A 21,087-nucleotide genomic window follows, 5' to 3' on the forward strand; every position below is an offset into this window, starting at 1 on the left:
CCTCCTATTAGCGGCGGATGACGCCGACACTCAAGCCTTCGATCACCAGTTCCTGATCCTTCAGGTCGACTTCGATGGGGGCGAACTCAGGGTTCTCGGCAATCAGCCAGACCTTGCTGCCTTCACGCTTGAAGCGTTTGACCGTCACTTCATCGCCGATACGGGCCACGACGACCTGACCGTTGCGTGCTTCGCGCGTGGTGTGGACTGCCAGCAGGTCGCCGTCGAAAATGCCGATGTCCTTCATGCTCATGCCATGGACGCGTAAAAGGTAGTCGGCACGGGGATGGAAGAAGGCCGGATTGATATGGCAGGATTCTTCGATGTGCTGCTGGGCCAGAATCGGCGCACCGGCGGCGACCCGGCCAATGATCGGCAGGGTGGAGTCGTCGGGTTTGGCTTCGAAGCCGGGAATGCGGATCCCGCGAGAAGCGCCTGGCGTCATCTCGATGGCGCCTTTGCGGGCCAGCGCCTTGAGGTGTTCTTCAGCGGCATTGGGCGATTTGAAGCCCAGCTCCTGAGCGATTTCCGCGCGGGTTGGCGGATAGCCGTTGTCTTCGAGGCAGCGTTTGATAAAGGCCAGAATCTCGGCTTGGCGTGGCGTCAGCTTTAGCATAATGATCGCTCTGTCTTTTTATACAGTGACTGGGATTATATACAGTGAAGCGATCTTGGCAATCGCCGTTTTTCGGCACGCCGCCAGACGGTCGACAGGCACGCTTTTTAAAGCGCCGGGCTTGTGTGGTTAAATAGCTGACCGACCATTCCCAAAACGAACCGGCAGGCTTGACATTGCATAGGCTGAAACGTATGTTTCAAACAAGTGTTTGTCAGGCGGAGTAGCCATGGCCCAGTCGGAAACCGTTGAACGCATTCTTGATGCTGCCGAGCAATTGTTCGCGGAGAAAGGTTTCGCAGAAACCTCATTGCGTTTGATTACCAGCAAGGCCGGCGTCAACCTGGCAGCGGTTAACTATCACTTCGGCTCGAAGAAAGCGCTGATCCAGGCCGTGTTCTCGCGATTCCTCGGGCCGTTCTGCATCAGCCTCGACAAAGAGCTGGAGCGGCGTCAGGCCAAGCCTGACAACAAGCCGACCCTCGAAGAATTGCTGGAAATTCTCGTCGAACAAGCGCTGGTGGTTCAACCGCGCAGCGGCAACGACCTGTCGATCTTCATGCGTTTGCTCGGCCTTGCCTTCAGTCAGAGCCAGGGCCACTTGCGGCGTTATCTCGAAGACATGTACGGCAAGGTATTTCGTCGCTACATGTTGCTGGTTAATGAAGCGGCACCGCGCATTCCACCGATCGAGTTGTTCTGGCGCGTGCACTTCATGCTCGGCGCGGCCGCGTTCAGCATGTCCGGTATCAAAGCCTTGCGGGCGATTGCCGAGACCGATTTCGGCGTCAATACCTCGATCGAGCAAGTGATGCGCCTGATGGTGCCATTCCTCGCCGCCGGCATGCGCGCTGAAACCGGCGTCACTGATGCAGCCATGGCCACTGCGCAGTTGCGTCCGCGCAGCAAATCGACCCCGGTCGCCGCCAAGGTTTGACCGTACACGGGTGGGCGCGGCAGCGGGGATCCGCTAAGCTAGCCGCCCATGCCGATTCTCGTTCTAAACCCGATCAACAGAAAAGTCACTGACCTGCCGAGCGCTGCTCACGGCAGCGACTGGCTGTCGATCGGGTTTTCTGTTTCCAAGGAATTTTTATGACTGCTGGCCTGCAAGGCTCGTTGATGGTGGACGTCGCCGGTACCTGGCTGACGGCCGAAGATCGCCAATTGTTACGCCAGCCCGAAGTGGGCGGCCTGATCATTTTTGCCCGCAACATTGAGCATCCACGTCAGGTGCGTGAGCTCAGTGCGGCGATTCGCGCGGTTCGCCCGGATCTGTTGCTGGCAGTGGATCAGGAAGGCGGTCGGGTGCAGCGTTTGCGTCAGGGCTTCGTGCGTTTGCCGGCGATGCGCGCCATTGCCGATAACCCGAACGCCGAATACCTGGCCGAGCAGTGCGGCTGGATCATGGCGACCGAAGTGCTGGCGGTCGGTCTCGACCTGAGTTTTGCTCCGGTGCTCGATCTGGACTATCAGCGCAGCGCCGTGGTCGGCACCCGTTCGTTCGAAGGCGACCCGGCCCGCGCCGCGGTGCTCGCCGGAGCCTTCATTCGCGGCATGAACAGCGCTGGCATGGCCGCCACCGGCAAGCATTTCCCAGGCCACGGTTGGGCCGAGGCGGATTCGCATGTGGCGATCCCGAACGACGAGCGCAGCCTGGAAGAGATCCGCGCCAACGACCTTGTGCCCTTCGCCAGGCTCAGCAAACAGCTGGCTGCGGTAATGCCGGCTCACGTCATTTACCCGCAAGTCGATGCGCAACCGGCCGGTTTCTCTCGCCGCTGGTTGCAGGACATCCTGCGCGGCGAATTGCAGTTTGACGGGGTGATCTTCAGCGATGACCTGTCGATGGCCGGCGCTCACGTGGTCGGCGATGCCGCCAGCCGTATCGAAGCCGCGCTTACCGCCGGTTGCGACATGGGTCTGGTGTGCAACGACCGCGCCGCCGCCGAACTCGCGCTCAGCGCCGCGCAGCGCATGAAGGTCAAGCCGTCCGCGCGTATTGCACGCATGCGTGGTCAGGCCTTTGCCAGCACCGATTATCGTCAGGATCCGCGTTGGCTGACCGCCATCGGCGCGCTCAAAGACGCTCAACTGATCGATTAAGGATTTTCGCTATGACCGTTTACGCAATCATCGGTGGCACCGGGCTGACCCAGCTCGAAGGCTTGAGCATTCGCCAGTCGCTGGCGGTGGACACCCCGTATGGCGCGCCGTCGGCCGAGGTGCAGATTGGCGAGTACGCCGGCAAGGAAGTGCTGTTCCTCGCCCGTCACGGCCATCCGCATCGCTTTCCGCCGCACAAGGTCAACTACCGCGCCAACCTCTGGGCGTTGAAGCAGGCCGGTGCTGAAGCGATCATCGCGGTCAATGCGGTGGGCGGGATTCATTCGGCCATGGGCACCGGGCATTTCTGCGTGCCGCACCAGATCGTCGACTACACCAGCGGCCGCGAGCACACCTTTTTCGCCGATGACCTGGAACACGTCACCCACGTCGATTTCAGCTTTCCCTACAGCGAAGCGCTGCGCCAGAGCTTGATCGCCGCCGTCGCCGCCGAAGGCTGTGAGTACAGCGACCAGGGCGTTTATGCCTGCACCCAGGGCCCGCGTCTGGAAACGGTCGCCGAGATCGTGCGCCTGGAACGTGACGGCTGCGACATCGTCGGTATGACCGGCATGCCGGAAGCCGCGCTGGCGCGAGAGCTGGACCTGGATTACGCCTGTCTGGCATTGGTGGTGAACCCGGCGGCGGGCAAGACGACCGAAGTGATCACCATGGCCGAGATCGAGCAGGCGCTGCACGCTGGCATGGGTAAGGTCAAATCGACGTTGGCGCGGGTATTGGCCGGGTAAGGACTGTTCATGAGCGCGCTTATCGAGGAAATCCTTTCGCTGCCGTGGACCGACACGTTCACCAGCAACGCGCTGGCCAAGGCTCGCGCTTATGCGCTAGAGGATCGCGTCGAGATCATCGAAGTCAATGACAGGCAAATCACCGCATTCTGCGTCGGGTCCAATCAGACAGCCTATGAGCAGACCCTTTCCATAGCCAGGCACCGAGGCGCGGGCGGGCTGCTTTGCTATTGCTCGTGTCCGGTGGGCTTCGACTGCAAGCATTGTGCGGCGGTGCTTTATTGTCTGGATATGAATGTCAGCGAAGCCTCCGGGCAGGAGGCTACGGTTGAGCTCGGTCGCTCACTCGAGCATTGGCTTTCGACGATCCCGGTGTCCGTCCAGCCTGCAGAGGAAAAAACTTCGCAAGCGGCGAGCACGCGGCTGTTTTATCAACTGAAGGCTTCACCGGTTGCCGGCAAATGGCAGTTGGATATTTTCAAGGTTTACCAGCTCAAGAGCGGTGAGCTGCGCGACGTCAAACCGTTGTACTCGCTGTCGGACCTGTTGATGCGCCAGCCTGGTTATCTGACCGAGCAGGATCTGCGCATTGCCCGGCTGCTGGTGGCGATGCACTCCCATCACGCCTATTACAGCGGTTATCCGCTGGAGGGCAGCAGCGGTGCCGAACTGCTGGAAATGCTCCTGCGCACGTCGCGCCTGTTTCTCGATTTTCAAACCTTGCAGCCGCTGACGGCAGGCGCCAACCGCAGTGCGCAGTTTGCCTGGGCCGTACAGGCTGACGGCAGTTATCGCCCGCAATGGACAAGTGCCGAGGCGCCGGTGGAAAACGTGCTGGCGCTGGAGCCGCTTTATTACCTGGATCGCGAGCACCGCCAGATCGGCCTGTTACTCAATGATCTCGATGAGAAGCTGGCCTGCCACCTGGCCCTGGCACCGGAGATTCCGGCTCAACAGGCGTTGCAATTCAGTCATCGCATGAGCGCAGCGACCAAAGTGGCGCCACCGCACAAACTGACGGAACGGATCGTCGAGGATGTGGCTCCCCAGGGTTATCTGATCCTGGCGAGCGGCAAACGCTACACGCGCTGGGAATACGAGCCAGAGCACCGTGCCGCTTTGCTGTTCACCTACGACGGCCATCCGGGGCAGGATCGCAACCCGGAAGTGATGATTCTGTCGGGCGCCGAGACCCAGCGGATTCAGCGCCAACCGGCCGCCGAAAAAGCCTTGCGTCAACAACTGCAAAAACACGGTTTCAAAAAAGCCTCGCGCAAAAGCAGCATCGATCTTCCGGGTGAGATGTTCACGCTGCCCGATGATTCTGCGTGGCTGACCTTTACCCAGCAGGGTATCCCGGTCTTGCGCGATGCTGGCTGGGAGGTCGATGTCGGCAGCAATTTCCATTTCAACGTGGAGCCGGTCGAAGACTGGTACGCCGAGATCGAAGAGGATACCGGTCGGCAGTGGTTCGATCTGCAATTGGGCATTGTCGTCAATGGCAAGCGCCACAGCCTGTTGCCGATTCTTCTGCATCTGCTGCGTAGCCAGCCGCAATTGCTCGATCCTGTTTCCTTGGCAGAGCGCGGTGACGATGAGCTGCTGTTGGTTGAGTTGAGGGGCGGGCGCATTGATGCTGCCGACGGTGGCAAAGTCGCACTGCCTTACGGCCGGGTCAAACCGCTGATGGCCACGCTCAGTGAGTTGTATCTGGGCGGCCATCGCGTTGAAAGCTTGCGCTTGAGCGCTCCGGATGCGGCGCGTCTGACACTGCTCGACGGCGTGCCGCTGACCTGGCAGGGCGGCGAACGCCTGCGCAGTTTCGCCCAACGCCTGCGCGAATCGACTTACACACCGGTCGCTGCACCTGCCGGCCTCAACGCGCAGTTGCGTCCGTATCAGCTCGAAGGCCTGAACTGGATGCAAACCCTGCGCGAACTGGGGGTGGGCGGCATTCTCGGCGATGACATGGGGCTGGGCAAAACCCTGCAGACCCTGGCGCATCTGCTGACGGAAAAACAGGCCGGGCGCCTCAATCATCCGGCGTTGGCGGTCATGCCCACCAGCCTGATTCCGAACTGGCTGGACGAGGCGCAGCGCTTCACTCCGCAGTTGAAGGTGCTGGCGCTGCACGGATCAGCACGGCAAAAAGACTTCGCCAGCCTGACCGAATACGATCTGGTGCTGACCACCTATGCGCTACTGCCACGGGATCTGGAGGTGCTGCAGCCGCAGCCGTGGAGTGTGCTGATTCTCGATGAAGCGCAAAACATCAAGAACCCGGTAAGCAAGGCCGCTCAGGCTGCCCGCGATTTGCAGGCCGGTCAGCGCCTGTGCCTGAGCGGCACGCCGCTGGAAAACCACCTCGGCGAGCTGTGGTCGCAGTTTCATTTCCTGATGCCGGGTTGGCTGGGCGACAGCAAAACCTTCAATCGCGACTACCGCACGCCGATCGAAAAACACGGCAATGCCGGGCGCATGCAGCACCTGACTGCGCGGATAAAACCGTTCCTGCTGCGCCGCAAAAAAGATCAGGTCGCTACCGAGCTGCCGCCGAAAACCGAAATCGTGCATTGGGTCGAACTCAGCGATGGTCAGCGCGATGTCTATGAAACCGTGCGCGTGGCCATGGATAAAAAGGTCCGCGACGAAATCGCCCGCAGTGGCGTTGCGCGCAGCCAGATCATCATTCTCGATGCCTTGCTCAAGCTGCGTCAGGTCTGTTGCGACTTGCGGCTGATCAACACGCCGCTGACGGCCAAGGCGCTGCGTTCCGGCAGCGGCAAACTGGTCAGTCTGATGGAAATGCTTGAGGAGTTGCTCGGCGAAGGGCGGCGGATTCTGCTGTTCTCGCAATTCACCTCGATGCTCGCATTGATCGAGCAGGAATTGCAGCAGCGCGGGATCGGCTATTCATTGCTGACCGGTGATACCACCGATCGGCGTACACCGGTGAAGGACTTTCAGGGCGGCAAGGTGCCGCTGTTTCTGATCAGCCTCAAGGCCGGCGGCACTGGTTTGAACCTGACCGCCGCCGACACGGTGATTCACTTCGATCCGTGGTGGAACCCGGCGGTGGAAAATCAGGCCACCGATCGGGCGTACCGGATCGGGCAGAACAACCCGGTGTTCGTCTACAAGCTGATTGCCCGCGGCACGGTGGAAGAAAAAATCCAGGCGTTGCAGCAAGAGAAGGCTGTGCTGGCCGGGGCGGTGCTGGAAGGTGGTACGACGAGTGGGTTCAAATTGGAGCAGGGCGATATCGAGGCGCTGTTTGCGCCGTTGCCTGTTTCCAAGGGTTGAGCCCTGAGTGATTGCGCAATATCGGATGGCCCCATCGCTGGCAAGCCAGCTCCCACAGGTATCGAGTTGAATCGCAATTTCGTGTACAGCTCCTAACCCTGTGGGAGCTGGCTTGCCAGCGATAGCTATCTAACCAGCGACGCAAATTTCAACGCTTCTCAAGCTTGTCCGGCAATGGCGCAAACAACGCTTCGATATCATCACTCTGCAACTTCCAGTCGCCGGCCTTGCGCCCGTCGAGCACGCCCGCTGCAAGGTCGGATTTTTCCTTTTGCAGGTGTTGAATCTTCTCTTCCACGGTACCGCGGGCAATCATCTTGTACACGAAGACCGGTTTTTCCTGGCCAATCCGGTATGCCCGGTCCGTCGCCTGATTCTCGGTCGCGGGGTTCCACCACGGATCGTAGTGAATCACCGTGTCCGCCTCGGTCAGGTTCAGCCCCACACCGCCAGCCTTCAGACTGATCAGAAAGATCTGACGTTTGCCGCTCTGGAATTCCTTCACTGGCGTGCGCCGATCACGGGTCTGGCCGGTCAGCAGTGCGTAGGCGATCTTGCGTTTTTTCAGTTCGTCTTCGATCAGCGCGAGCATCGAGGTGAACTGGGAAAACAGCAAAATCCGCCGACCTTCCTCAAACAACTCTTCGAGCATTTCCATCAGGCTATCGAGCTTGCCCGAGGTGCTGCCGCGGGCGGGCAGGGTGGCGTCGTTGACCAGGCGCAGGTCGCAGCAGACCTGACGTAGCTTGAGCAGTGCCTCGAGAATGATGATCTGGCTGCGCGCCACGCCCTTGCGGGTGATCTCGTCGCGGACTTTCTTGTCCATGGCCAGGCGCATGGTTTCGTAGACGTCGCGTTGCGCTTCGTTGAGATCGACCCAATGGATGATCTCGGTTTTCGGCGGCAACTCGGTCGCCACCTGCTCTTTGGTGCGGCGCAGCAGAAACGGTTTGATCCGACCGTTGAGGTGCTGAAGCCTGACTTCACTGCCGCGCTTTTCAATCGGCACACGGTAATCGGCGTTGAAGCTTTTCACATCGCCGAGCCAGCCCGGCAGCAGGAAGTGGAACAGCGACCACAGTTCGCCCAGGTGGTTTTCCAGCGGCGTGCCGCTCAGGCACAGGCGTTGGCGCGCGTTCAACTCGCGGGCGGCTTGGGCGGCTTTGCTGTTGGGATTCTTGATGTACTGCGCCTCATCCAGCACCAAGACGTGCAGCGGCTGTTTCGCCAGACGCTCGACGTCCTTGGGCAGTAGTGCGTAGGTAGTAAGGATCAGGTCGAAATCCGCGAGGTGATCAAAGTGCTTTTTGCGAGTGGCACCGTACAGCGCGACCACCTTCAATTGCGGCGTGAAGTGCGCGGCTTCGTCGAGCCAGTTCGGAATCAGGCTGGTCGGCATCACCACCATGCACGGCCGATCAAGGCGCCCGGCGTTTTTCTCGCTGAGAATATGCGCCAGGGTCTGTAAGGTTTTGCCCAGGCCCATGTCATCCGCAAGAATCCCGCCGACTTCCAGTTGCCGCAGCGATTGCATCCAGCTCAAGCCTTCGAGCTGATAAGGGCGCAAGGTTGCGTTCAGACCTTCAGGCGCTTCAGCGCTGAAGTCGCGGATGTCGCGCAAGCGCTGGGCAAACGTGCGGATCTGTTCGCCACCCTCCCACAGCAGCGCAATGCCCTCCAGCGAATTGAGGCGTGTGGCATCCGCCTTGCTCAGGCGCAGGGTAGTTTCGCCCGGCTCCTGTAAGTAGAACTCGCCCAACGTCATCAACACCGGTTTTAAACGGCCAAGCGGCAGCGCCACTTGCAGCGGCCCATGCTCGCTGTTGCGCTGCGGAATGTTGACCAGAATCAGCTCGTCATCGCGACGGCGGGCCAGACGTTCCGGGTTGAGGATTTCCGCGTGCGAGCGCATCAGGTTGAGCAGGATTGGCAGCAGGCTCAGGCGCTCACCGTTGACGATGATCCCCAGTTCCAGATCAAACCAGTCGCGCTCAGGCGCCTGTTCGACGGTGGCGTACCAGTCATCCACGGCCGTCAGGTCGAAGCCGAATTCTTCGTCGATCTGCAGTTCCCAGCCCTGACTGCGCAACTTCGGCAGGTCGTTGAGGGTGAAGGTCAGCCAAGCGCTGTCGTTGACCATTTCATACAGTTCGCCAGCGCTTTCCGGCAGGGCTTTGCTCTGCCTTGTGGCGATGCGGAAGCCGAGGATGCGCAACTGCTCGCGGTAGGACTGCTCGACGTCGGGGTGGCGTTTGACGCGCAGGGTTTGGGTGTCCTGACGAATCAGGATGTCGCTGTTTTTCTGCCCGCTGACGTACTCGTCCAGATAGCTGAACGACAGCGCCGCACGGTGCTGGATATAGCGCTGCATGCGCCCGTTGCGTGGTTCGAATGCGCTGAACTCGACGCTGGCCAGCCACAGGCGGGGCAACGGTTGCACATTATCGACCAGCACCTGTGGCGGCGCTTTCGGGCCGCGGTTTTCCAGCACTGCCTGAAGTTTTTCCAGCAACTCGGCGTCTTTGGCGGCAGCGGGGTAATCGAGGGTTTCCTGGACTTTCAGCAGCACCGCCGCGCAGTGTTTGCAGTTGTTGCGAACAGGGCAGGTGCAACCGGCGTCGACCAGCAACAAGGTGCCTTTGGCCGACTCTCGCAAGTGAATGGTCTGACGGTAGACACTGCCGCCAGAGCCTTCGCAACTGGCGGTAATGGTCGCATCGCCGACCTGAGCGATGCGCACGCGGTTTTCCAGGGCATAGCGGCGGCCGCGCTCCAGGCTCTGTTCCTTGAACCGGCTGACCCACGAGGGTGCCAGCGGTTTGCTCAGGGGCGGTGACATGGGACTTCGATCAGTCCGGTACGACTTCAGGCGCTTCCCGTGGCGCAGGTGCGGTCAGGGAAGTGATCTTGATCAGCAGGGCCAGGTGGCCGTTGTCGAGATAATTGAGCTGGCCATTCTTGGTGTGGCTGTCCTGTTTCAAGCGCTCACTGGCGGTGACCAGGCCATTGGCGTCGATCTGATTGACCCAGAAATCGGCACTCACATCGGTGAAGCGGCCGAGTTTCATTTCCAGCGTGCCCTCGATCGGGAACTGACCGAATTGCTCCTGACCGTCGCTGACCGCAACTTTGGCCGGCGTTTCGCCCAGCGTCTGCTGCCAGGCCTTGTGCAGCAGCACGGTGTAGTCGCCGCTGGCGCTTAGTTTGCTGACCACATCGTTCAGCGCCGGCGTGCGCTGGCTTTCATCGCCCAAGCGCTGCGCGCCGGCGGCCCAGTCTTCCGGCGCGGCGCGGCTGACGATGGCGGGTACGGCATTCTGGCGGACCAGAATCATTTCGACCTGATAGGTATCGTCGGCAAATGCCGCAGGTGCTACCAAAGCCAGTAGCAAAGTCAGCGAGCGAAACAGGCGCATTGGGCGTCCTTAAACAGTTTTCGGGAGGAGGCGCTCGAACAACGCCTCTACAGTATTAAAGCGCTCTTCCGGGCGTTCCATGGGCACCTGGAACTTGAACATCGTCGCGCCTTCGAATTTGTAGCGTTTTGGTTGCGTCTGGATCAGCTTGATCAGCGTCATCGGGTCCACCGGCGTCTGCGCCTCGAACTCGATTCGACCACCTTGCGGGCCGCCGTCGACTTTCTTGATGCCGAGCTTTTCCGCCTGCAATTTCAGCGCGGTGATGCGCACCAGATTCTTGGTTGGCTCCGGCAGCAAGCCGAAACGGTCGATCATCTCGACCTGCAGATCTTTCAGGCCTTCCTCGTCGGTGGCCGAGGCGATGCGTTTATACAGAATCAGACGTGCATGGACATCCGGCAGATAATCTTCCGGAATCAGCGCCGGCACCCGCAGGTTGACTTCCGGGCCGCCACCGAGCGGTTGATCGAGATTCGGTTGCTCGCCCTTGCGGATCGACTTCACCGCGCGTTCGAGCATTTCCATGTACAGGGTGAAACCCACTGCCTGGATCTGCCCGCTCTGGCCATCGCCGAGCAATTCACCGGCGCCACGGATTTCCAGGTCGTTGGTCGCCAGCACAAAACCGGCGCCGAGATCCTGAGTGTTGGCGATCGCTTCCAGGCGCTTTTCCGCGTCCGAGGTGATTTGCTGACGCGGCGGCGTCAGCAGGTAGGCGTAAGCCTGGTGGTGACTGCGGCCGACACGACCACGCAATTGGTGCAGCTGCGCCAGGCCGAACTTGTCGGCGCGTTCGATGATGATGGTGTTGGCGCTCGGCACGTCGATACCGGTCTCGATGATGGTCGAGGCGATCAGCACGTTGAAACGCTTGTGATAGAAATCGCTCATCACCTGCTCGAGTTCGCGCTCGCGCATCTGCCCGTGGCCGATACCGATACGGGCTTCCGGTACCAGTTCGGCGAGGTCGGCGGCGCATTTCTCGATGGTCTTCACATCGTTGTGCAGGTAGTAGACCTGACCGCCACGCAGCAGCTCACGCAGCAGGGCTTCCTTGACCGTGCTTTTGTTCTGCTCCATGACGAAGGTGCGCACCGACAAGCGTCGTGCCGGCGGCGTGGCGATGATCGACAGGTCGCGCATGCCCGACACCGCCATGTTCAGCGTGCGCGGGATTGGCGTCGCGGTCAGGGTCAGGATGTCGACTTCGCTGCGCAGGGCCTTGAGCTGTTCTTTCTGGCGCACACCAAAACGGTGTTCTTCGTCGATGATCACCAGCCCGAGGTTTTTGATCTTCACATCGTCGGACAGCAGCTTGTGCGTGCCGATGACGATGTCGATCTTGCCTTCGGCCAGATCGGCGATGGCCGCATTCACTTCCTTGGCGGACTTGAAGCGGCTCATCACTTCCACAGTCACCGGCCAGTCGGCGAAGCGGTCGCGGAAGCTGTTGTAGTGCTGCTGGGCGAGGAGGGTGGTCGGCACCAGAATCGCCACTTGTCGACCGCCGTGCACGGCAATGAACGCCGCGCGCATCGCCACTTCGGTCTTGCCGAAGCCGACGTCGCCGCAGACCAGCCGGTCCATCGGTTTCGGCGCGAGCATGTCTTCGCGCACCGCTTCGATGGTCGATTGCTGATCGGGGGTTTCTTCGAACGGGAAACCGGCGCTGAACGTCGCGTAATCGGCTTTCGGGTCGGCGAATGCATAGCCTTCGCGGGCGGCACGACGGGCATAGATGTCGAGCAGTTCGGCGGCGACGTCACGCACCTGTTCGGCGGCTTTGCGCTTGGCTTTCTGCCAGGTTTCCGAGCCGAGGCGATGCAGCGGCGCCAGCGAGTCGTCGCTGCCGGTATAACGCGCTATGAGGTGCAGGTTGGCCACTGGCACATAGAGCTTGGCGTTCTCGGCGTATTCCAGGGTGAGGAATTCGGCGGCCTGATTGTCGATTTCCAGAATCGTCAGGCCCAAGTAGCGGCCGACACCGTGGTCGATGTGCACCACCGGCGCGCCTTCACGCAGTTCGGTGAGGTTCTTGATCACCGCGTCGTTGCTGACGTCGCTGCGTTTCTCGCGACGCCGGCGTTGCATTACGCGCTGCCCGAACAGCGGACTTTCCGCGACCAGCGCCAGCGCCGGATCGTCGAGCGCCATGCCTTCATCCAGTGGCGCAATGGTGATCGCCAGACGATCCTTGCTTGCAACAAAATCCGGCCAGCTGTCGACGGTTTTCGGTCGCAGCTTCAGGCGTTCGAGCAGCTCCAGCAACACTTCGCGCCGGCCTGCGGATTCGGCGGTGAACAGCACACGACCGGGGAACTCATCGAGGAACGCGGCGAGCGCGGCCAGCGGTTGTGTGGCTTTGGCTTCGATCGCCAGATCCGGCAGCGCGTGCGCCGGGAAGCGTTCGCGGCCGACACCGGTTTCCACGTCCTGCTGGCTGGCCACCACACGCGGCCAGCTCTTCAGGCGGGCGAAGCAGTCTTCGACCGGCAGGAACAATTCGGCCGGCGGCAACAAAGGACGCGAAGGATCGACGCGGCGTTCTTCATAACGATTGCGCACGTCGTTCCAGAAATTCTCCGCGGCCTGCTCGATGCCCGGCAGCGAAAACACTTGCGTGTCCTGCGGCAGGTAATCGAACAGCGTCGAGGTTTCGTCAAAGAACAGCGGCAGGTAGTACTCGATACCGGCCGGTGTGATGCCGCTGCTCAGGTCCTGAAAGATCGGGCAGCGGCGGAAATCGACGTCGAAGCGCTCACGGAAACGCGCCTTGAAGCGGGTGACCGCGTCTTTCTGCAGCGGGAATTCCCGCGCCGGCAGCAGCTTGACCGACTCGACCTTGTCGATCGAACGCTGGGTTTCCGGATCGAAGGTGCGCAGGGTTTCGATTTCGTCGTCGAACAGATCGATACGATAGGGCAGTTTGCTGCCCATCGGGAACAGATCGATCAGCGCGCCGCGGACGGTGAATTCGCCGTGCTCATACACCGTGTCGACGTAGCGATAGCCGCTGGCTTCAAGCCGCGAGCGCATCTGCTCGACGTCGAGCTTCTGGCCGATATCCAGCACCAGACTGCTGCCGAGCAGGAACCGGGTCGGCGCCAGACGATGCAAGGCCGTGGTAATCGGCACCACCAGCACGCCATGCACCAGTTCCGGCAGCCTGTATAAGGCGGCGATACGCTGGGAGATGATGTCCTGGTGCGGCGAGAACAAGTCGTAGGGCAGGGTTTCCCAGTCGGGGAAATGCAGAACGGGCAAATCCGGGGCGAAGAAACTCAGCTCCTGTTCCAGCCGTTCAGCGCTCTGGCTGTCGGCGGTCAGTAGCAGGGTGAAGCGCTTGGCAGCGCTGGCAGCCTCGGCAATCGCCAGACTGAGGGCAGCACCGGGCAGATTGCCCCAGTGCTGTTTGCCTGCCTCGGCAGGGAGTAGCGGTAGACGCAGAACAGGCACGGAAGGTTGAGCTCCAGGCTTTGCGACAAAGTCGGTAATTGTAGCGGCGTCCGGTGCCGGCTGTCAGTTGCAGACTGCGTCTATCTTCGCTGCTTTGACAAAATGTAGTGGTAACCATAAAAACGAGCAGTTTTTACAGGGTTATGTAGTGCCGAAATCGAGTGGTGTTACGGAGGGTTACGGACATCGTCTAACACTCGTCGAAAAATTGACTGCGCTGCAGGCCGCGGATTTACTGGGCTGGCGCGGGGCGTAAATTTTTTGAACGGAAATTTGTTACCGATTGCGCGACAAGCGCGCATTGCTACGGCAGGTTGTCGGCGGCATAATGTAGCCCCTTTTTTCTGCCCCTACATGTGGAAGGTTACCGTGACTCAGAAGCCCGACCAGTGTCTTGGTGAATGGATCGACCGTGAAGCACTCGCAGAAGCGATGATTCCGCTTATCGGTCAGCTCTACCGCAATAACAACGTGGTGAGCTCGATCTATGGCCGCAGTCTGATCAACCAGTCTGTCATCGCGATTCTCAAAGCCCACCGCTTTGCTCGCCACCGTTCTTCCGACGACAGCGAACTCTCCGTCCACGAAACATTCCCGCTGCTCAAAGCCATGAGCGAGCTCAAGCTCGGCGCGGCTTCGGTGGATCTGGGCAAGCTGGCGTTCAAATTCCGTAACGAAGGCAATGGCCGCAGTGCCGAGCAGTTCGTTCGTGAAGAAATGGCTGACGTGGTTGGTCAGCAGAACGCTTCCGCACGTAAAGGCACCGACGTCGTGCTGTACGGCTTCGGTCGTATCGGCCGCCTGCTGGCGCGCATCCTGATCGAGAAAACCGGTGGTGGCGACGGCCTGCGTCTGCGCGCCATCGTCGTGCGCAAAGGCGCCGAAAACGACCTGACCAAACGCGCCAGCCTGCTGCGCCGCGATTCGGTACACGGTTCGTTCAACGGCACCATTACCATCGACGAAGAAAACAACACCATCACCGCCAACGGTAACCTGATCCAGGTGATCTACGCGAAGAACCCGACCGAGGTGGATTACACCCAGTACGGCATCAAAGACGCGCTGCTGGTGGACAACACCGGTGTATGGCGTGATGCCGATGGCCTCGGTCAGCACCTGGCGTGCCCGGGTATCGACCGCGTTGTTCTGACTGCGCCTGGCAAAGGCAAGCTGAAGAACATCGTTCACGGCATCAACCACGGTGAAATCACTGCTGACGACAAGATCGTGTCCGCTGCTTCCTGCACCACCAACGCCATCGTGCCGGTGCTGAAAGCTGTAAATGACAAGTTCGGCATCATCAACGGTCACGTCGAAACCGTTCACTCGTACACCAACGACCAGAACCTGATCGACAACTTCCACAAGGGCGACCGTCGTGGTCGCAGCGCCGCGCTGAACATGGTGATCACCGAGACCGGTGCTGCCACCGCTGCTGCCAAGGCCTTGCCTGAGCTGGCCGGCAAGCTGACCGGTAACGCGATCCGCGTTCCAACGCCAAACGTGTCGATGGCCATTCTCAACCTCAACCTTGAGAAAGCCGCCACCCGTGAAGAGATGAACGAGTACCTGCGCTACATGGCGCTGCACTCCGAGCTGCACAAGCAGATCGACTTCGTCAATTCGCAGGAAGTGGTGTCCACCGACTTCGTTGGCTCGCGCCACGCTGGTGTGGTCGACGCCGAAGCGACCATCGTTCAGGACAACCGCGTTGTACTGTACGTCTGGTACGACAACGAGTTCGGCTACAGCTGCCAGGTGGTTCGCGTGATGGAAGACATGGCTGATGTAAATCCGCCAGCGTTCCCGCGCTAAGCCTTAGCGGTCAATGAAAACGCCCCGACTTGTGTCGGGGCGTTTTTTTATGCCTGAAAAATCTTCATTGCCTGTCGCGGCCCTATCGCTGGCAAGCCAGCTCCCACAGGGTCTTGGGGTGTGAATGCAATCGTATAACCGCCCAGTAAACCTGTGGGAGCTGGCTTGCCAGCGATGGCGTCCTATCGGGCGCCGCCAGGGATCGCTGCCTGCGCCGTACGCAGTTCATGCTTGTTGCCACGGAACAACACCAGCGTCGCGATCAACCCCAGCACCGCCGCGCCACTGAGCCAGATCCCCGGCGCGGCCTTGTTGTCCAGCACATGAATCAGGTAAGTGCACGCCGCCGGGGTGAAGCCGCCGAACGTCGCGGTCGCCAGGCTGTAGGCCAGCGAGAAGCCGGTGGTGCGCACTTCGACCGGCATGATTTCGGTCAGCGCCACGACCATCGCGCCGTTGTACGAGCCGTAGAGAAACGACAGCCACAATTCGACGATCAGCAAATGGCTGAAACTCGGATTCGCCACTAGCCACGACAGCGCCGGGTAAGCGGTGAGGATCGCCAGAATCGTCGCCGCGAGCAGCAGCGGCTTGCGCCCGATCCGGTCGGACACCGAACCCATCACCGGCAGCCAGAAAAAGTTCGACAAGCCGATGCACACCGTCACCAGCAGAGCATCGAGATCGGACAAGTGCAGTTCAGCCTTGCCGAAGGTCGGGGTGTAGGCGGTAATCAGGTAGAAAGACACGGTGGTCATCACCACCAGCGCCATGCCAGCGATGACGATGCCAAAGTTCTGCCCGATCGAGCGGACAATTTCGCGCAGGGTAGGGCGGTGTTTTCTGGCCTGGAACTCGGGTGTTTCCTCCAGCGAACGGCGAATGACGAAAATCACCGGCACGATCATGCAGCCGATCAGGAACGGCACGCGCCAGCCCCAGTCGCCCATCTGCTCCGGGCTCAGCCAATGGTTTAGGCCGACGCCAAGCAGTCCGGCAAAGACCACCGCCGCTTGCTGGCTCGCGGACTGCCAGCTGACGAAAAAACCTTTGCGCCCCGGCGTGGAAATTTCCGCCAGATACACCGAAACACCGCCCAGCTCGACGCCGGCCGAGAAGCCTTGCAGCAAACGGCCGAACAACACCAGCAGCGGTGCGGCGACGCCGAGCGTCGCATAGCCCGGCACGCAGGCGATCAGCACCGTACCGGCGGCCATCATTGCCAGAGTGATGATCAGGCCTTTGCGCCGACCGTGGCGGTCGATGTAAGCGCCAAGGAAGATCGCCCCGAGCGGACGCATCAGGAAACCGGCGCCGAAGGTCGCCAGCGATAGCATCAACGACGCGAAGGCGCTGTCGGTGGGAAAGAAGGTCTTGGCAATGGCCGTGGCGTAAAAGCCGTAGACCATGAAGTCGAACATCTCGAGGAAGTTGCCGCTGACAACACGAAAGATCGCTTTGCCGGTGCCCGGGGTGGTGGACATGGTCGGTTACTCACTGTTTCAATTTTATAAAAAGGCGTGCCGCCCGGCGGGAGCGCACGGGCGCTGTAGTTCATAATGGCCGCCATGGTTTTGCGCAGAGATGAAGATTTGTTAACTGGACGCTGGGCGGGGCTTGTGATGTTGGCGGCGGTGTTGGCCGGCTGCGGCAATGGCGACACCCAGGAGGTGGTCGGCGGTGCGACCATGGGCAGCGCGTGGTCGGTCAAATATGTGCGCCACGCTGGGCTTGCCGATCCCGCGCAAGTTCGTCGTGAAGTGGAAGGCATCCTCGGCGAAGTCGACCGTCAGTTGTCCACTTACCGCAATGATTCGGACATTGAGCGTTTCAATGCTCTGCCTGCTGACAGTTGTCAGGCCATGCCGGCGTCGGTACTCGAATTGATTGGTGTCGGCGAAAAGCTTTCGGTTGAAAGCGAAGGTTCCTACGACCTCACCGTCGAGCCGTTGATGAATCTGTGGGGCTTCGGTCCGCAAGGTCGGCAGGAAAAGATCCCCGCCAGCGCCGCCGTCGCCGAGGTGATGCAGCGTGTCGGCCATCAACATCTACACATCGACGGCGAGCGGTTGTGCAAGGACGCGGCCGTCGAAGTCGATTTCAACAGCCTCGCCGCCGGTTACGCGGTCGATACCATCGCCGCCAGGCTGCAAGCCATGGGCATCGACAATTATCTGGCCGAAGCCACGGGCGAGCTGAAGGCGCAAGGCAGGAAGCCCGACGGTTCGCCCTGGCGCATTGCGCTGGAAGCACCGCTCGATGATCAGCAGGTTGCAGAGCGCGTCATTGATATCGACGGGTACGCGGTCTCGACCTCTGGCGACTACCGTAACTATTTTCTGCAAGACGGCCGGCGCTATTCCCACACCTTCGATGCCCGCAGCGGTGCGCCCGTCCTACATGATCTGGCGTCCGTCACGGTGATTCATCCTTCAGCGTTGATGGCCGATGGACTATCGACGCTGTTACTGATTCTCGGCCCGCAAAGGGCAACGGACTATGCCCAAACGCATGACATTGCTGCATTCTTTGTCGAGCGTGCCGATACAGGTTTTGTCATCCGCAGCAGTCCGGCGTTCGAGCGGCTGGTTGGCGCAAAAAACTGACTGAAGACGACACGAAAGCTGGCGTTGTAGTGCAGGCAAAAGTAGCCTACGACGCGACCAAGGGTTAATGTGCGCGGCGTTGACGCTTCTATAGACTGTGTCCGGGTTCTGTACTGGCCCCCAATTGTTCCTTCGCGCCGCCGTTCGGCGTGATTTAGCCGCCGGTGCTGCTGGCACCGCGGCCTGTTCTGAGGAGTACGCATGGCTGTCTACAACTACGACGTGGTGGTACTGGGTTCCGGCCCGGCGGGAGAAGGCGCGGCAATGAATGCCGCCAAAGCGGGGCGCAAGGTCGCGATGGTCGACAGCCGTCGCCAGGTCGGCGGCAACTGCACCCACCTCGGCACCATCCCGTCCAAGGCACTGCGTCACTCGGTGCGGCAGATCATGCAGTTCAACACCAACCCGATGTTCCGCGCGATCGGCGAGCCACGCTGGTTCTCTTTCCCGGACGTGTTGAAAAGCGCCGAAAAAGTCATTTCCAAGCAAGTCGCTTCGCGCACCGGCTACTACGCCCGCAACCGCGTCGACGTGTTCTTCGGCACCGGCAGCTTCGCCGACGAGCAGACCATCGAAGTGGTTTGCGGCAATGGCGTGGTCGAAAAACTGGTGGCCAAGCACATCATCATCGCCACCGGCTCGCGCCCGTATCGCCCGGCCGACATCGATTTCCACCACCCGCGTATCTACGATAGCGACACCATCCTCAGCCTCGGCCACACCCCGCGCAAACTGATCGTTTATGGCGCTGGTGTGATCGGCTGCGAATACGCTTCGATCTTCAGCGGTCTGGGCGTGCTGGTGGAACTGGTCGACAACCGCGGGCAATTGCTGAGCTTCCTCGACTCGGAAATCTCCCAGGCGTTGAGCTACCACTTCAGCAACAACAACATCACCGTGCGCCACAACGAGGACTACGACCGAGTTGAAGGCGTCGACAACGGCGTGATCCTGCACCTCAAGTCCGGCAAGAAGATCAAGGCTGACGCCTTGCTCTGGTGCAACGGGCGTACCGGCAACACCGATCAACTGGGTCTGGAAAACATCGGCGTCAAGGTCAACAGCCGTGGCCAGATCGAAGTCGACCAGAACTATCGCACCTGTGTAGAGAACATCTACGGTGCCGGCGACGTGATCGGCTGGCCGAGCCTGGCCAGTGCCGCTCACGATCAGGGCCGTTCCGCGGCGGGCAGCATCGTCGACAACGGCAGCTGGCGCTTCGTCAATGACGTGCCGACCGGCATCTACACCATTCCGGAGATCAGCTCGATCGGCAAGAACGAGCAGGAGCTGACCCAGGCGAAAGTGCCGTACGAAGTCGGCAAGGCGTTCTTCAAGAGCATGGCGCGCGCGCAGATCGCCGGCGAGCCGCAAGGCATGCTGAAGATCCTCTTCCACCGTGAAACCCTGGAAGTGCTGGGCGTGCACTGCTTCGGTTATCAGGCGTCGGAGATCGTCCACATCGGTCAGGCGATCATGAACCAGCCGGGCGAACTGAACACGCTGAAGTATTTCGTCAACACCACGTTCAACTACCCGACCATGGCCGAAGCCTATCGGGTAGCCGCGTACGACGGCCTCAACCGGCTTTTTTGACGGGCTCCGGCCGGTGGCCTGAGCCGGCCGGGGAGACCGATTTCAGCAATTCTCAAGGGTGGCAGTGGCCAAACCGGGAAAGTCTGTAATCAGGCTGTCAACGCCGAAGTCGGCGAGTCTGCGCATCAGCGCAGGCTCGTTGACGGTCCACACCGACACATGCAGCCCCTGACGCTGCGCCTTCTGCAGGCGTTCCGGCGTACACAGTGTCCAGTTCAGCGCGAGAATTTCACAGCCGTAGCTTGCCGCGACCTTCAACGGGTCGAGCCAGGCGTATTCGGCGACCAGTCCACGCGACACATCCGGCACCAGATCCAGCGCCGCTTTCAGCACCTCCCGCGAACTCGAGGTGATCGTCACCTTGTCGAGCAGGCCATGGCGCTGAGCCATTTCGCGAATCGCCAGCACGGTGGTTGCCGCGCGGGTGCGCGAAGCGCTCTTGACTTCCAGCTGCCAATGTTCGAAATCACACTTCTCGAACAACTCTTCCAGCGTCGGAATCGGGCACGGTTTGACCCAGCCCGGCCCGCCCTTGCGCGCGTCATAGGTGACCAGCTCGGCGGCGGTGTGCTCGACCACCTTGCCACGCCGGTCGGTGGTGCGCTTGAGCGTCGGGTCATGAATGACCATCAACTCGCCGTCCTTGGACAGGTGCAGGTCCAGTTCGCAGCGGCGCACGCCGTGTGCAAGACAGGCCTGAAAGCTGCTCAGGGTGTTTTCCGGTGCTTCGCCCTTGGCGCCGCGGTGGCCGTAGATAAGGGTCACGGTTCTTCCTTAAGTTAAATGCCTGATTCGTTCTGTTCGCGGGCCAGACGTCGTTCCTGAGCCTGCTTCTGCAAGATATAGCGGGCCAGCAATTGGCGCTGGGCGTCGGTCAAATGTTCGAACTCGGTGCCGACGTCGTAGCCATTGCCCTTGGGATCACAGTGAGTCACCCGGGCGCGCAGCAGCAGGCCCAGGGCCTGTGGCATCAGCACCAGTTTCACCGACAGGTGCGCACCGGTGGCGATAGGTGTCGGGTACTGAAACTCGATGCCGCCTTCGGAGATGATCACCGGTTGCGGCTCGCCGATGTGGCCGAGCACGGTCAGGGCGACCACCTGGCTGAGCAGGTCGATGCGTTTGTTCTGCGATTTGAGGAATGCAGCGATGGCGCGGTCGCGTTCGCTGATCTGGCGCAACAGGTGCTGCGACTCGAATTCGCTCAGGTGCAGTTCGCTGAGCAGGTTGAAGAGGGGGGAAGCATCCTGCAACACTTCCTCGCCTGCGGCTTCGGGAGCGGACAGGGGCCGAATTTCCAGTGCGATCATGTCCTCGATACGGTAGTATTCGCGGCGATCTTCTTCATCTAATGTCGACATGGCGAACCCATGGTAGCGGCGGTGGTCTGAGTGTAAAGCTGGTTATCGACCCCCGCC

14 protein-coding genes are annotated in these 21,087 nt (G+C 60.6%); 7 read left to right on the forward strand and 7 right to left on the reverse strand.

Going from position 1 to position 21,087, the window contains the following annotated elements; genetic code table 11:
* Positions 1–7 precede the first annotated feature (7 nt).
* The gene (lexA, locus tag ACYYKW_RS18630; RefSeq protein ID WP_464990792.1) at positions 8–616 is read right to left on the reverse strand and encodes a transcriptional repressor LexA; all 609 of its coding nucleotides are present in this window, start codon (positions 614–616) and stop codon (positions 8–10) included.
* 229 nt (positions 617–845) lie between these two features.
* On the opposite strand from lexA, the gene ACYYKW_RS18635 reads away from it, so the two are divergent.
* The 4 genes from ACYYKW_RS18635 (at position 846) to ACYYKW_RS18650 (ending at position 6,774) form a co-directional block, all read left to right on the forward strand.
* The gene (locus tag ACYYKW_RS18635) at positions 846–1,553 is read left to right on the forward strand and encodes a TetR/AcrR family transcriptional regulator (RefSeq protein WP_090284742.1); all 708 of its coding nucleotides are present in this window, start codon (positions 846–848) and stop codon (positions 1,551–1,553) included.
* Positions 1,554–1,711: 158 nt separating this feature from the next.
* A complete protein-coding gene (gene nagZ, locus ACYYKW_RS18640; protein ID WP_090284740.1) occupies positions 1,712–2,722 on the forward strand; it encodes a beta-N-acetylhexosaminidase in 1,011 nt (336 codons plus the stop codon).
* An 11-nt stretch (positions 2,723–2,733) separates the two neighbouring features.
* A complete protein-coding gene (locus tag ACYYKW_RS18645) occupies positions 2,734–3,471 on the forward strand; it encodes an S-methyl-5'-thioinosine phosphorylase (protein ID WP_464990793.1) in 738 nt (245 codons plus the stop codon).
* Positions 3,472–3,480: 9 nt separating this feature from the next.
* Positions 3,481–6,774, forward strand: a complete 3,294-nt coding sequence (locus ACYYKW_RS18650; RefSeq protein WP_464990794.1) for a DEAD/DEAH box helicase — start codon at positions 3,481–3,483, stop codon at positions 6,772–6,774.
* Between the two features lie 148 nt (positions 6,775–6,922).
* On the opposite strand, the gene ACYYKW_RS18655 is transcribed toward ACYYKW_RS18650, so the two are convergent.
* Genes ACYYKW_RS18655 through mfd form a run of 3 tightly spaced genes read right to left on the reverse strand, consistent with a single transcriptional unit; the run spans position 6,923 to position 13,649 of the window.
* Positions 6,923–9,613, reverse strand: coding sequence for an SNF2-related protein (locus ACYYKW_RS18655; protein ID WP_464990795.1), 2,691 nt, complete (start codon positions 9,611–9,613; stop codon positions 6,923–6,925).
* Between the two features lie 10 nt (positions 9,614–9,623).
* Positions 9,624–10,190, reverse strand: a complete 567-nt coding sequence (locus ACYYKW_RS18660) for a CsiV family protein (protein ID WP_464990796.1) — start codon at positions 10,188–10,190, stop codon at positions 9,624–9,626.
* A gap of 9 nt (positions 10,191–10,199) precedes the next feature.
* The gene (mfd, locus tag ACYYKW_RS18665; protein ID WP_090284730.1) at positions 10,200–13,649 is read right to left on the reverse strand and encodes a transcription-repair coupling factor; all 3,450 of its coding nucleotides are present in this window, start codon (positions 13,647–13,649) and stop codon (positions 10,200–10,202) included.
* A 354-nt stretch (positions 13,650–14,003) separates the two neighbouring features.
* Here mfd and ACYYKW_RS18670 point away from each other — a divergent pair, with 354 nt between their 5' ends.
* A complete protein-coding gene (locus ACYYKW_RS18670) occupies positions 14,004–15,467 on the forward strand; it encodes a glyceraldehyde-3-phosphate dehydrogenase (RefSeq protein ID WP_016775482.1) in 1,464 nt (487 codons plus the stop codon).
* A gap of 182 nt (positions 15,468–15,649) precedes the next feature.
* On the opposite strand, the gene tcuC is transcribed toward ACYYKW_RS18670, so the two are convergent.
* Entirely contained in the window at positions 15,650–16,951 is a 1,302-nt protein-coding gene (gene tcuC / locus ACYYKW_RS18675) for a tricarballylate/proton symporter TcuC (protein WP_464990797.1), read from the reverse strand.
* Positions 16,952–17,026: 75 nt separating this feature from the next.
* On the opposite strand from tcuC, the gene ACYYKW_RS18680 reads away from it, so the two are divergent.
* Both ACYYKW_RS18680 and sthA read left to right on the forward strand, forming a co-directional pair.
* Positions 17,027–18,073 carry an FAD:protein FMN transferase gene (locus ACYYKW_RS18680; protein WP_464990798.1) on the forward strand — a complete coding sequence of 349 codons (1,047 nt, stop codon included), beginning with the start codon at positions 17,027–17,029 and terminating at the stop codon, positions 18,071–18,073.
* 201 nt (positions 18,074–18,274) lie between these two features.
* Complete coding sequence (gene sthA, locus ACYYKW_RS18685; RefSeq protein ID WP_090284726.1) at positions 18,275–19,669, forward strand: Si-specific NAD(P)(+) transhydrogenase; 1,395 nt, start codon at positions 18,275–18,277, stop codon at positions 19,667–19,669.
* Positions 19,670–19,711: 42 nt separating this feature from the next.
* On the opposite strand, the gene ACYYKW_RS18690 is transcribed toward sthA, so the two are convergent.
* Positions 19,712–20,434: a glycerophosphodiester phosphodiesterase gene (locus ACYYKW_RS18690; protein WP_090284724.1), complete on the reverse strand. Its 723-nt coding sequence runs from the start codon at positions 20,432–20,434 to the stop codon at positions 19,712–19,714.
* Positions 20,435–20,448: 14 nt separating this feature from the next.
* Positions 20,449–21,030 (reverse strand): PilZ domain-containing protein, encoded by a 582-nt coding sequence (locus ACYYKW_RS18695; protein ID WP_090284722.1) that lies wholly within the window; start codon positions 21,028–21,030, stop codon positions 20,449–20,451.
* Positions 21,031–21,087: the final 57 nt, after the last annotated feature.

It is taken from the genome of Pseudomonas sp. 15C (assembly GCF_055484735.1).

Excerpts from the sequence above, each read along its gene's own strand:
- ACYYKW_RS18680 (WP_464990798.1), top strand. The coding sequence starts at position 17,027 with ATGGCCGCCATGGTTTTGCGCAGAGATGAAGATTTGTTAACTGGACGC.
- ACYYKW_RS18660 (WP_464990796.1), bottom strand. The coding sequence starts at position 10,190 with ATGCGCCTGTTTCGCTCGCTGACTTTGCTACTGGCTTTGGTAGCACCT.
- ACYYKW_RS18635 (WP_090284742.1), top strand. The coding sequence starts at position 846 with ATGGCCCAGTCGGAAACCGTTGAACGCATTCTTGATGCTGCCGAGCAA.
- ACYYKW_RS18670 (WP_016775482.1), top strand. The coding sequence starts at position 14,004 with ATGTGGAAGGTTACCGTGACTCAGAAGCCCGACCAGTGTCTTGGTGAA.
- lexA (WP_464990792.1), bottom strand. The coding sequence starts at position 616 with ATGCTAAAGCTGACGCCACGCCAAGCCGAGATTCTGGCCTTTATCAAA.
- ACYYKW_RS18655 (WP_464990795.1), bottom strand. The coding sequence starts at position 9,613 with ATGTCACCGCCCCTGAGCAAACCGCTGGCACCCTCGTGGGTCAGCCGG.
- tcuC (WP_464990797.1), bottom strand. The coding sequence starts at position 16,951 with ATGTCCACCACCCCGGGCACCGGCAAAGCGATCTTTCGTGTTGTCAGC.
- ACYYKW_RS18695 (WP_090284722.1), bottom strand. The coding sequence starts at position 21,030 with ATGTCGACATTAGATGAAGAAGATCGCCGCGAATACTACCGTATCGAG.
- ACYYKW_RS18645 (WP_464990793.1), top strand. The coding sequence starts at position 2,734 with ATGACCGTTTACGCAATCATCGGTGGCACCGGGCTGACCCAGCTCGAA.
- nagZ (WP_090284740.1), top strand. The coding sequence starts at position 1,712 with ATGACTGCTGGCCTGCAAGGCTCGTTGATGGTGGACGTCGCCGGTACC.
- sthA (WP_090284726.1), top strand. The coding sequence starts at position 18,275 with ATGGCTGTCTACAACTACGACGTGGTGGTACTGGGTTCCGGCCCGGCG.
- ACYYKW_RS18650 (WP_464990794.1), top strand. The coding sequence starts at position 3,481 with ATGAGCGCGCTTATCGAGGAAATCCTTTCGCTGCCGTGGACCGACACG.